This window comes from Comamonas sp. (genome assembly GCF_036666375.1).
Lineage (GTDB): Bacteria > Pseudomonadota > Gammaproteobacteria > Burkholderiales > Burkholderiaceae_C > Comamonas.
The window spans coordinates 12,916-23,825 of record NZ_JAVWWA010000031.1 but is presented as its reverse complement, the minus strand read 5'-3'; the positions used below and the strand labels follow the sequence as shown (position 1 = coordinate 23,825).

The 10,910-nt window shown below is 68.9% G+C and carries 9 protein-coding genes; 5 read left to right on the top strand and 4 right to left on the bottom strand.

Annotated elements, in window-relative coordinates; translation table 11 throughout:
• Positions 1–196: 196 nt before the first annotated feature.
• On the bottom strand, positions 197–1,423 hold the full coding sequence (locus RR928_RS10015) for an MFS transporter (RefSeq protein WP_332682382.1): 1,227 nt from the start codon (positions 1,421–1,423) through the stop codon (positions 197–199).
• A 123-nt stretch (positions 1,424–1,546) separates the two neighbouring features.
• On the opposite strand from RR928_RS10015, the gene RR928_RS10010 reads away from it, so the two are divergent.
• Entirely contained in the window at positions 1,547–2,353 is an 807-nt protein-coding gene (locus RR928_RS10010) for an AraC family transcriptional regulator (RefSeq protein ID WP_332538048.1), read from the top strand.
• Here the strand turns inward: RR928_RS10010 and RR928_RS10005 are convergent.
• Positions 2,350–2,607 (bottom strand): hypothetical protein, encoded by a 258-nt coding sequence (locus RR928_RS10005; RefSeq protein WP_332548393.1) that lies wholly within the window; start codon positions 2,605–2,607, stop codon positions 2,350–2,352. The two genes, RR928_RS10010 and RR928_RS10005, sit on opposite strands and share 4 nt — an antisense overlap.
• A gap of 267 nt (positions 2,608–2,874) precedes the next feature.
• Here RR928_RS10005 and RR928_RS10000 point away from each other — a divergent pair, with 267 nt between their 5' ends.
• The 4 genes from RR928_RS10000 to ligD are packed head-to-tail and all read left to right on the top strand — an operon-like array spanning position 2,875 to position 7,937.
• Positions 2,875–3,483 carry a superoxide dismutase family protein gene (locus tag RR928_RS10000; RefSeq protein ID WP_332538052.1) on the top strand — a complete coding sequence of 203 codons (609 nt, stop codon included), beginning with the start codon at positions 2,875–2,877 and terminating at the stop codon, positions 3,481–3,483.
• A 5-nt stretch (positions 3,484–3,488) separates the two neighbouring features.
• Positions 3,489–4,514, top strand: a complete 1,026-nt coding sequence (locus RR928_RS09995) for an SDR family oxidoreductase (protein ID WP_332548392.1) — start codon at positions 3,489–3,491, stop codon at positions 4,512–4,514.
• A gap of 10 nt (positions 4,515–4,524) precedes the next feature.
• Positions 4,525–5,436, top strand: a complete 912-nt coding sequence (ku, locus tag RR928_RS09990) for a non-homologous end joining protein Ku (protein ID WP_332538054.1) — start codon at positions 4,525–4,527, stop codon at positions 5,434–5,436.
• Positions 5,437–5,453: 17 nt separating this feature from the next.
• Positions 5,454–7,937, top strand: a complete 2,484-nt coding sequence (gene ligD / locus RR928_RS09985; protein WP_332682379.1) for a DNA ligase D — start codon at positions 5,454–5,456, stop codon at positions 7,935–7,937.
• Here ligD and RR928_RS09980 read toward each other — a convergent pair.
• Both RR928_RS09980 and RR928_RS09975 read right to left on the bottom strand, forming a co-directional pair.
• A complete protein-coding gene (locus tag RR928_RS09980) occupies positions 7,921–9,255 on the bottom strand; it encodes a flavin monoamine oxidase family protein (RefSeq protein ID WP_332682377.1) in 1,335 nt (444 codons plus the stop codon). The two genes, ligD and RR928_RS09980, sit on opposite strands and share 17 nt — an antisense overlap.
• 80 nt (positions 9,256–9,335) lie before the next feature.
• Positions 9,336–10,751, bottom strand: a complete 1,416-nt coding sequence (locus RR928_RS09975; RefSeq protein ID WP_332538057.1) for an FAD-binding oxidoreductase — start codon at positions 10,749–10,751, stop codon at positions 9,336–9,338.
• Positions 10,752–10,910 lie beyond the last annotated feature (159 nt).

Here is a 10,910-nt window from a genome sequence, read left to right as displayed (position 1 = left end):
CGTTCGGAGAGCCTGCAGCGCCCGGCCAGGCGCGCGGCGGGGGCCAAGGCAAAAATTTGATGCGCCGCCGGCAAGGCCGGCTCAGGACGAACGGTTTTCATGTGGCGCGGTGGGCAGGCTTCCCGCCCAACGTTCGCCCTGAGCATGTCGAAGGGCGTTTCAGGGCGCGATGGTTAGGATCCAACCGCTCTGGCCCCTAGCGCTTCGCCCCGGTCCTGGGCAAAAACGCCGTCACCAGTCCCAGCAGCGGCAGATACGCGCACTGCTGGTAGACCCAGGCGATGCCGTGCACGTCGGCCAGCTGGCCCAGGCCGGCCGCGGCCATGCCCGCAATGCCGAACATCAGGCCGAACATGATTCCCGAGACCATGCCCACGCGGCCGGGCACGGCCTCCTGGGCGTAGACCACCAGCGCGGCGAAGGCCGACGACATCACCAGGCCGATGACCACGGCCAGCACCGCGGTCCAGAACAGATTGGCATGCGGCAGCGCCAGCGCAAACGGCGCCACGCCCAGGAACGACACCCAGATCACGGCCTTGCGGCCTATGCGGTCGCCCACCGGGCCGCCGGCAAACGTGCCCAGCGCGACGGCCGCGAGAAACACGAACAGATAGAGCTGGCTTTCGCGCACGCTGGTGCCGAAGCGCTCGATCAGATAGAACGTGAAGTAGTTGGTGAACGCCGAGATATAGACGAACTTGGCGAACATCAGAACGGCGATGACCACCATCGCGCGTATCACCTCGGGGCGCTCCAGCCCCTTGGCGTGGTGGCGCGCCATGCTCTTGGCCTGGGCCTGGCCGTGGCGCAGCGTCCAGCCCGTGATGCGCCACAGCACCCAGATGGCCAGCAGCGCGACCAGCATGAACCAGGCAATCGCCGACTGCCCGAACGGCACGACGATGGCCGCGGCCAGCAGCGGGCCTATCGCCGAGCCGGTGTTGCCGCCCACCTGGAAGGTCGATTGCGCGGTGCCGAAGCGCCCTCCCGAGGCCATGCGCGCCACGCGCGAGGCCTCGGGGTGGAAGGTGGCCGAGCCCACGCCGACCACGCAGGCCGCGACCAGCAGCATGGGATAGCTGCCCGCGGTCGCGAGCAGCGCGATGCCGATCAGCGTCACCGTCATGCCCGCCGGCAGCAGGTAGGGCTTGGGGTGCTTGTCGGTGTACAGGCCTATCCAGGGCTGGAGCAGCGAGGCCGTGATCTGGTAGGCCAGCGCGATCCAGCCGATCTGCGCGAAGCTCAGCGCGAAATCGGTTTTCAGCATCGGGTAGATCGACGGCAGCAGCGCCTGGATCAGGTCATTGAGCAGGTGGGCGAAGGCCGCGGCGCCGACGATGCGGTAGGCGAATCCCGCAGGCGGGGAAGGTGGGGACTGCGGCGGTGCATCGATGGTCACGGCAGCGCTGGAAAGGGACATGGGACAGAAACCTTGTGATGTAGCAAGCGCGCCCCGCGGAAGTGCCGGGCAGCCGTACGGATTCTAGAAAGCGCGCTAAAGTCTGTCTTGCGCCATTTGGTGCTCAACCATTGCAAAAAGGACATGCGCCACACGCCCGAAACCACGCCCCACACCCAGGCCCTGGCCCAGGTGGAAAACAGCGCCGCGCCCGTGACCTGCCGCGCCACAGACTACCCCGCGGGCTGGGTCATTCCGCCGCATGCCCATGGCAAGCACCAGCTGCTGCATGCCTTGCAGGGCGTGATGGTGGTGCACGCCGACGCCGGCCAGTGGACCGTGCCGCCCAGCCGCGGGCTGTGGATGCCCGCGGGCATGACGCATTCGCTGCGCTGCATAGGCGAAGTGCAGATGCGCAGCCTGTTCGTGCAGCGTGACGCCGCGCCGCAGCTGTTCGACAGCTGCCAGGTCGTGGGCGTCTCGGCGCTGCTGCGCGAGCTGATACGCGCGGCGGTCCAGGTGCAGCCACCCTCGCCGCCCGATTCGCGCGATGCGCGCCTGCTGCGGCTGCTGCTCGACGAGCTGCACGCCCTGCCCGTGCTGCCGCTGCACCTGCCCATGCCCACCGACCCGCGCGTGCTGGCCATCTGCCGGCGCCTGCAGCTGCGGCCCGACGACACTTCGACGCTGGCCGACTGGGCGGCCCAGGCCGCAATCGACGCCAAGACCATACAGCGGCTGTTTGCGGCCCAGACCGGCATGACGTTCGGCCGCTGGCGCCAGCAGGCGCGGCTGCTGCGCGCGCTCGAGCTGCTGGCCGGCGGCGACAAGGTGATCGACGTCGCGCTGGCCCTGGGCTACGACAGTCCGAGCGCGTTCGCGACCATGTTCCGCAAGCACTTCGGGCAGACCCCAAGCCAGTTCTTCGAGATGCGCACCCAGCCGGCCTAGGACGCGGGTACGGGAGCGGGCTTGCGCCGGGCCTGGAGCTGGGCCAGCGTCCACAGGCCGCCGTCGACCAGCCGCACTTCATCGCGCACATAGCCGCCCATGGCGTTCCTGCGGAAGTAGTCGTTGAGGGTCAGGCTGTGCGTGCCATCGCGCAGGCGCAGCACCAGGTGGTAGCCCGAGCGGCTGACCACGATGTCGCGCGTGCCCAGGGCCGCGCCATCGTGAAGTCCTGCCGCGTCGCTGTCGTTCTCCATTGTGATTTCCCCATCGCGCTGGGCGCCTGCGCTCGGCGCCGGATTGCAAAACATGCAATCCTCAGATCAACAAACGGAAGTTGAAAGTTAAAAGCTATCAATTTTGCAGATGATCGGGCGTCGAGGTCGCGACGAAGACCGAGCGTGTCCTACAGCGGTTCGAGAAATGCGCCTGCCAATGATTTGGCGCCTGCGCGGAGGATAGAACGCTGCGGCGCACCGCTGTTGCTGCCGTCCGCCGATCGATTTTTTGAGGAACCTGCCGCCATGAACCACCGTCCCCTGATTCCCGCCAGCACCGCCGTGCTTTCCGCGCTTGCGCTGTTCCTGACCGGCTGCGCCGCCAGCGGCGGCAATGACATGTCCGGCGCGAACTCCACGCCGGGCGCGCGGGTCGCCCTGGTCACGGCCAGCGGCGCGCCCGCGGGCAATGCCACGCTGCGCGAACTGCCCGGTGGCGCGGGCGTGGAAATCACCATCCAGGTGCAGGACATGACGCCGGGCCCGCACGGCTTCCATATCCACACCAATGGCGCCTGTGCCCCAGGACCCGATGCCGCGGGCCAGACCATTGCCTTTGGCGCGACCGGCGGACATTTCGATCCGTTCATGACCGGCAAGCATGGCCGGCCCGGCCAGTCGGCGCACGAAGCCCATGCGGGCGAAGCGCCCAACATTCTCGTGGGCACCGACCGCCAGGGCAGTCTGCGCTTCACCAATCCCCATGTGACGCTGCAGCCCGGCAAGACTTCGGTGATGGGCCGCGCGCTGGTGGTGCATGAGCGCGAGGACGACTACGCGAGCAACCCTGCGGGCAACTCGGGCGGACGCATCGCCTGCGGCGTGATCACGCCCGCAGCGGCCGGAAAGGGCTGAGAACGATGGAACGGTCCGAACCCATTTCTGCCGATGACCAGAACTCCACACAGCCCCAGGACCTGGTGGTCGTGATCACCGGGGCTTCCAGCGGCATTGGCCATGCGAGCGCGCTGGCCTTTGCCGAGCGCGGCGCGCGCCTGGTGCTCGCGGCGCGCGACGTGGCAACGCTCGCTCCCGTGGCCACGGCCTGCCGCGCGGCCGGCGCCCCCTCGACGCTGGTCGTTCCCACCGACGTGACCGATGCCAATGCGGTCGAGCGGCTGGCCGAAGCCGCGCTCGCGCTGCACGGCCATATCGATATCTGGGTCAACGGCGTGGGCGTGGGCGCCATCGGGCGCTTCGACGAAACGCCGCTGGCAGCGCACCGCCGTGTGGTCGAAGCCAATCTCATAGGCCATCTGCAGGGCGCGCATGTCGCGCTGCGCCACTTCCGCGAGCGCGGACGCGGCACGCTGATCAATCTGATTTCCGTGGGCGGCTGGATTCCCGCGCCCTATGCGGCGGCGTACACCGCGAGCAAGTTCGGCCTGCGCGGGCTCTCGCAGGCGCTGCGCGCCGAAGTCGCCGATCTGCCGCAGGTCCATGTCTGCGATGTCGCGCCGACCTTTGTCGACTCGCCCGGACTCTCGCACGGCGCCAACTACACGGGCAGCAATATCCGCGTGCCGATTCCGCTGGTCGACCCGCGCCGCGTCGCGCGCGCCGTGGTCGCGCTCGCGCAGCGGCCGCGCGCCGTCACCTGGGTGGGCGCGGGCGCGGGTGCGGGCCGGCTGGCCCAGGCGATCGCGCCGCAGTGGCTGGGCGCCAGCATGCAGCGCGTGACGCGCTGGGCGCTGGGGCGCGCGCGCCCGGCGATGCCGTCCGACGGCAATCTGTTCACGCCGTCGGTGGTCACGGCAATCGATGGCGGCCAGCGACAGGCCAATCAACGGGCCGTGGGCACGGTGGTCGCCATGGGCGTGCTGGGCCTGGCCATGGGCATGTGGGTCGGCGGGCGGCGCCCGGCGCCTGACGATACGGGAACGTAAGGAGGCAGGCATGGCCAGTCGAACGCTCTGGAAAGGCGCCATCAGCTTCGGCCTGGTGCATATTCCTGTCGCGCTGCACACCGCGGCCACCGAGCAGGGCATAGATTTCGACTGGCTCGACAAGCGCTCCATGGACCCCGTGGGCTACAAGCGCATCAACAAGCGCACCGGCCGCGAGATCGGCCAGGACAACATCGTCAAGGGCGTGGAGTACGAAGACGGCAAGTACGTGCTGATCAGCCCCGAAGAGATAGAAGCGGTGTTTCCCAGGACCACGCAGACGATTGAGATCGAGCGCTTCATCGATGCGCGCGAAATGCCGTTCGTGTTCCTCGAGCGGCCGTATTACATCGCGCCCATCAACAAGAGCGACAAGGTCTATGCGCTGCTGCGCGAGACGCTGCTTGCCACCGGCAAGATCGGCCTGGCCAAGGTGGTGATCTCGACCAGGCAGCATCTTGCCGCGCTCGTGCCTTCGGGGCCGGCGCTGGTGCTGAACCTGCTGCGCTGGGGCGACGAAGTCCGGACTTTCGAAGGCCTGGAGCTGCCGCCCGCGGGCGCGAAGAACGTCAACGCCACCGAACTCAAGATGGCCAAGCAGCTGGTCGCCGAAATGTCGGGCAAATGGGATCCGGCCGACTTCAAGGACGAGTTTCGCCTGCAGGTCATGCAGCTGGTGGAAAAGAAAGCCAAGGCCGGCGACAGCCACACAGTCGTCGAGCCCGAGGAAGAAGCGCCGCACAGCGCGCAGGTGCTGGACCTCACGGCGCTGCTGCAGCGCAGCCTGCGCGGTGCCAAGGCGCCCACAAAAACGCCGGATAAATCACCGGCCAAGGCGCGCGCCAAGACAACGACCAAGGCGCCGGCCAAGGCCGCCGCCAGAAAATCCGGCGCGTCCACGGCGCGCAAGAAAGCCGCCTGAGCGCAGCAGCACCCGCGATGACAAAGCCCGCCGCGCCGCTGGGGCCCTACAACGCCAAGCGCGACTTCAACAAGACCGCCGAGCCCGCGGGCGTGGTCGCGCCGCGCAGCGCGTGCGGGCCGCTGCAGTTCGTCATCCAGAAGCACTGGGCCTCGCATCTGCATTACGACTTTCGCCTGGAACTCGACGGCGTGATGCGCAGCTGGGCCGTGCCCAAGGGCCCTTGCCTGGACCCCGGCGTCAAGACGCTGGCCATCCAGGTGGAAGACCACCCCATGGACTACAACCGCTTCGAAGGCGAGATTCCCAAGGGCGAGTACGGCGCGGGCACGGTGATCGTCTGGGACCGCGGCAGCTGGCAGCCCCAGAGCGACGCGCGCGCGGGCCTGGCCAAAGGCAAGCTGGTCTTCACGCTGCACGGGCAAAAGCTCGCGGGCCTGTGGGAGCTGGTGCGCATCTCCAAGCCTGCGGACAAGAAGCGCAACCAGTGGCTGCTGTTCAAGAAACGCGACGCCTGGGCCAGGCCGCGCAGCGAGTACGACGTGCTCACGGCGCTGCCCGACAGCGTCATCCAGAAGCCGCTGGCGGCGCCCGCGCTGACCGTGGGCGCGCCGACCGGCGCCAAGAAGGCCGCGCTGCCCGCGCAACTCACGCCCCAGCTGGCCACGCTGGTGTCCTCGGTGCCCGAGGGCGACTGGATTGTCGAGAGCAAGTTCGACGGCTACCGCGTGCTGGCGCGTGTCGATGGCGACGAGGTGCGGCTGTTCACGCGCAACGGCAATGACTGGAGCGACAAGCTCGCGCCGCTGGTGCCGGCCATTGCCGCACTTGGATTGACCCATGCCTGGCTGGACGGCGAAATCGTGGTCTTCGACGACGCAGGCCTGCCCAACCTGCACCGATTGCAGAACGCGATCGACAGCGCCCAGGCCGGGGACATCGTGCTGTTCCTGTTCGATCTGCCGTTTCTGGGCGACAGCGACCTGCGCGCGCTGCCGCTGCGCGCCCGGCGTCAGTTGCTCGAACAGCTGCTGGACGGGCGCGAGAACGCGCAGCTGCGCCTGAGCCAGACCCTGCAGGCGGCGCCCGCGCAGCTGCTGAGCGCCGCCTGCGAAATGGGTCTCGAAGGCGTGATGGTCAAGCAGGCCGATGCGCCCTATGTATCGGGGCGCAGCACGACCTGGCTCAAGCTCAAGTGCCAGCTGCGCCAGGAATTCGTGGTGCTGGGTTTCACGCTGCGCGCCGGCGCCAGCCGCGAGGTCGGCAGCCTGCTGCTGGGCTACCACGAGAACGGCGTACTGCGCGCCGCGGGCGCCGTGGGCACGGGCTGGGACGCGGCAACGGCGCGCCAGCTGCTGGCGCTGCTGCGGCCGCTGGAAATCGACCAGCCCGCCGCAGCCCCGCCCAAGCCCGGCCGCTGGCCGCAGCGCAAGTCTGGCAGCGAACATTGGGTCAGGCCGTCGCTGGTGGTCGAAGTGGCGTTCGGCGCCTGGACGCCCGACCAGCAGCTGCGCCATGCGGTGTTCAAGGCAATCCGCGGCGACAAGCCGGCCCGGGAAGTCGTCAGGGAACAGGCCAGGCAAGCCGCCGCCGCGCCGGCGCCGGCACCGGCACCGGCACATACGCGCGCCAGCGCGGTCACGGTCACGCATGCGCAGCGCGTCATAGACCCGACGACCGGGCTGCGCAAGATCGATCTGGTGCGCTATTACGAAAGCGTTGCCGAGTGGCTGCTGCCGCATCTCAAGAGCCGGCCGATCTCGCTGCTGCGCGCGCCCGCGGGCGTAGTCGGCCAGCAGTTCTTCCAGAAGCACGCCGAAGGCAAGATTGCCGGCGTCAAGGAACTCGATCCCGCGCTGTCGCCCGGCCATGCGCCGCTGCTGGCGATTGATTCGGCGCAGGCGCTGATCGCCGCGGCGCAGATGAACGTGATCGAGTTCCACACCTGGAATTCGAAGATCACCCATATCGACAAGCCCGATCGCCTGGTTCTGGACCTGGACCCGGGCGAAGGCGTGGGCTGGGCCGAGCTGCTGGAAGCCGCCGAACTCACGCGCGTGATGCTCACCGAGCTGGGCCTGGCAAGCTGGCCCAAGACCAGCGGCGGCAAGGGCCTGCATGTCGTCGTGCCGCTGACGCCGCGGCGCGACCACGCCCAGGTCAAGGCGTTCTCGCAGGCGCTGGTCCAGCATATGGCGCGCGTCATTCCATCAAAGTTCGTCGCGGTGATGGGGCCGCAAAAGCGCGTGGGCAAAATCTTCATCGACTACCTGCGCAACGGCCCCGGCCAGACCACGGTGGCGGCGTTTTCGGCGCGCGCGCGGCCCGGCATGGGCGTGTCGATGCCGGTGTCCTGGGAGCAGCTGCCCACGTTGTCGGGCGCGGCGCACTGGACGATTGCCACGGCGCGCGACTATCTGAGCCTGCGCAACAGCGACCCGTGGAGCGACTACTGGACGACCAGGCAAACCATCACCCAGGGCCTCAAGCGGCTGAAATGAGCCGCGCGTGGATGGTGTCGGCGGCGCGCAGGCCGCTCAGACAGGCGCCGCCGCAGGTCTGGACCAGTTCGCTGGCACAGGCCTCGCCCGCGAAGTGCAGGCGCGGTCCGCCCGCCTGCGCCAGTTGCGCGCGCGCAGCGCCGCCGCCGCTGCGCAGATAGGCATAGCTGCCGCCAAAAAGCGCATTGCGCGACCAGTCGGTCACGGCGCAGGTCTTGGGCCTGCCCAGCCCGCCCACGCAGGCACGCAACCGCGCCAGCACTTCATGCGCCGCGTCGCGCGGGCGCGCGCAGGACAGCGCGCGGCCATAGGCACCGCCCGCGAACGCGACCACCAGGCGGGAATCAAAGGGGTGGACCAGAAAGTCCAGCGCCTTGTCCGGCTGAAAGCTGCGCCCTTCACCGAACCAGTCGCCGGGTGCCAGGCCGGACAGCGGGCCGTCGAACTCCAGGATCACCTTGTTGAAATGCCCCATGGGCAAGGCATCGAGCGCCGCGAGCGCGCCCTGGCCCAGGCCCGGCGTGAAGCGTATGCCTTCGCCGCGCAGCACGCCCGTCGACACCGTGACCAGGCAGTGCGCCGCCGTGATGCCGCCCGTGGCGGTCGCGACCTTGACGCTGCGCGCGCCCTGCGTGATGGCCGTCACGCGCTGGCCCAGAGCGATGTTCACCCCCCGGCCGAGCGACGCGACGATGCGCCCCATGCCCTGGCGCACCAGCCAGTTCGGCGCGGTACTGCCTTGCGCGCGCAGGCCCAGCACCGAAGTGTCCTCGGCAGCGCCGCCCGCATCGAGTTCGCCGATCTGGCGCAGCGCGCGCAGCATTGCGGCATCCCGGGGGGCGTCAACGAGGCAGGCCAGCGCCCGGTCGGCCGGCCCCACGCGGGCCATGGCCAGGGCCAGGCGCTTTTCGGCGGCAAGAATGGCCGCGCGCTGGTAAGCGCCCAGCGCAATTCCGGCATCGAGATAATGCCGGGCCGCGCCGTCATGCGCCAGCAGCGTGAAGCCCAGCGCGCGCGCGATGGGCGTGAGCGGATTGCGGTCGGCCTGGTGCAGCCAGCTGCAGCCCAGGTCCATGGGCAGGGCAAACGAATGCGCGTCGGTCAAGGCGCGCCCACCGATGCGCTGCGCGGCTTCGAGCACCAGCACGCTGTGGCCCTGGGCCTGCAGGCGCCGCGCCGCGGTCAGCCCGGCCGCGCCCGCGCCCACGATCACCACATCGACCGCCATGCGCGCCGACGCGCGCGCGCCTGCGCCCCAAGACAGGCGGGTCGCGCCCAAGGCCAGAAAGCGCCGCCGTGACAAAGCGTGGGAACCCATGCGTGCGACTATCTTCCGCGGCCCGCCGCGCGGGTTCCTCCAAAACCCCCGATGCGGTTGCCGAACGACAATCCCCGGGCTCAGAGATAGCGCGACCAGAGCTGGTTGGAGAACTTGCCCTGCGGGTCCAGGCGCTGCTTGAGCTGGCGCAACTGGGCGACTTCGGGATAGGCGCGCAGGAACTGTTCGCGCGTCGCATGCAGCTGGTAAGGCAGGTAATGGCGCCCGCCGTACTGCAGCGCGGCATCGATCATCGCGCGCGTCCAGGCGCCCGCCTGCGCGTGGGCTTTTTCATGCACGCGCTGCTTGTAATAGACGACCAGCGAGAACACCTCCTGCCTGGCCCAGGGCAGCAGGCTCAGTTCGTCCGCTGGCGAATGGCGTATCGACACATTGAGCACATTCGCACCATGCTGGCGAATGATGCCGGCCATCTCGCGCACGAAAGCCACCAGGTGCCGCACGGGAATGAAGTATTCCTGCAGCACATAGGTCGATATCCGGCGCGTGCGCGGCTCCAGCTCTGCGACGTCGTGGCTGGCCTCGTGGTTGCGCCACACCACGGCGGGCTTGTCCAGCACCAGCGGGTTCACCACATGGGTGCGCAGTTCGGGTCCGCAGGGCAGCTCGGTCAGCGCAAAAATGGCGTTCTGGTGCATGTCATAGGACTGGCCGCGCGCAATCAGCCGCGCCGTTTCGGTCAGCGGCTTGGACGTGGCGCGCCACGAGATCGCCACCGGCGCATCGAACAGCGGCGGCAGCAGGTCGGCGTTGTGCAGTATGCAGTCGGGGTCGTCGCGCACCGTTCCCAGGAAGTAGTCGGGATAGTCCTCCAGGGCCACCGACGCCATGCTGCGTTCCATGGGAACGTTCTGCGCCAGGTCGAGCTCGACTTCGCTGATCACGCCCAATGCGCCATAGCCGCCGATGGCGGCGCGAAACAGCGCCGCGTTGCGCCTGCGCGTGGCCTCGACCACGGCGCCGTCGGCGAGCACGATCTGCAGCGCGCGCACCGAATTCCCCAGCGGGCCGTTGCCCACGTAGCGGCCATGCGCATTCACCGCGACCGAACCGCCGATGGTGAAGTTGGCAAAGCTCTGCATGGTCGTCACGGCCAGGCCCAGCGGGTCTATGCGCTCCTGCAGGTCGCGCCAGGTCATTCCGGCCTGCACGCGCACGGTTCTGGCATTCGCATCCAGCCACACCAGCTGGCGCAGTTCGCGCATGTCCAGATGCAGGCCGCCGGCGCAGGCGATCTGCCCGCCCATGCTGAAACGCCCGCCGCCGACCGCGACCTGGCCCGGCCACTGGCGCACTTCCTGCGCCAGCTGCTCCACTGCGCTGGGCGCAACGGCCTTGGCCACCATGACGGAATACAGCCCGGTGACATTGGAGATCAGCAGCCCGGGCGTGGCCAGCGCCAGCTGCGGCGACAGTGTGAGCAGCCCCGCGCCCGCCAGGGCCCGGGCCAGAAAGCAACGGCGTTGAACAAGCATGCAGTCCGCGCAATCCGCAAGTGGTAGATCGCCCCATCTTGCGTGGTTTTGCCATGCCCGGCCATGGGATGTTCCTGCCCCGGAAAACCGGGAGAGAACCGCCGCCGCTAGTCCACCGCTAGTCCACCGCTAACCGGCGCCGCCGCGAAGCCGCGGCTC

Bases quoted from the DNA above. Each gene is read 5' to 3' on its own strand.
- RR928_RS10015 (WP_332682382.1), bottom strand. From the start codon at position 1,423: ATGTCCCTTTCCAGCGCTGCCGTGACCATCGATGCACCGCCGCAGTCC.
- RR928_RS10010 (WP_332538048.1), top strand. From the start codon at position 1,547: ATGCGCCACACGCCCGAAACCACGCCCCACACCCAGGCCCTGGCCCAG.
- RR928_RS10005 (WP_332548393.1), bottom strand. From the start codon at position 2,607: ATGGAGAACGACAGCGACGCGGCAGGACTTCACGATGGCGCGGCCCTG.
- RR928_RS10000 (WP_332538052.1), top strand. From the start codon at position 2,875: ATGAACCACCGTCCCCTGATTCCCGCCAGCACCGCCGTGCTTTCCGCG.
- RR928_RS09995 (WP_332548392.1), top strand. From the start codon at position 3,489: ATGGAACGGTCCGAACCCATTTCTGCCGATGACCAGAACTCCACACAG.
- ku (WP_332538054.1), top strand. From the start codon at position 4,525: ATGGCCAGTCGAACGCTCTGGAAAGGCGCCATCAGCTTCGGCCTGGTG.
- ligD (WP_332682379.1), top strand. From the start codon at position 5,454: ATGACAAAGCCCGCCGCGCCGCTGGGGCCCTACAACGCCAAGCGCGAC.
- RR928_RS09980 (WP_332682377.1), bottom strand. From the start codon at position 9,255: ATGGGTTCCCACGCTTTGTCACGGCGGCGCTTTCTGGCCTTGGGCGCG.
- RR928_RS09975 (WP_332538057.1), bottom strand. From the start codon at position 10,751: ATGCTTGTTCAACGCCGTTGCTTTCTGGCCCGGGCCCTGGCGGGCGCG.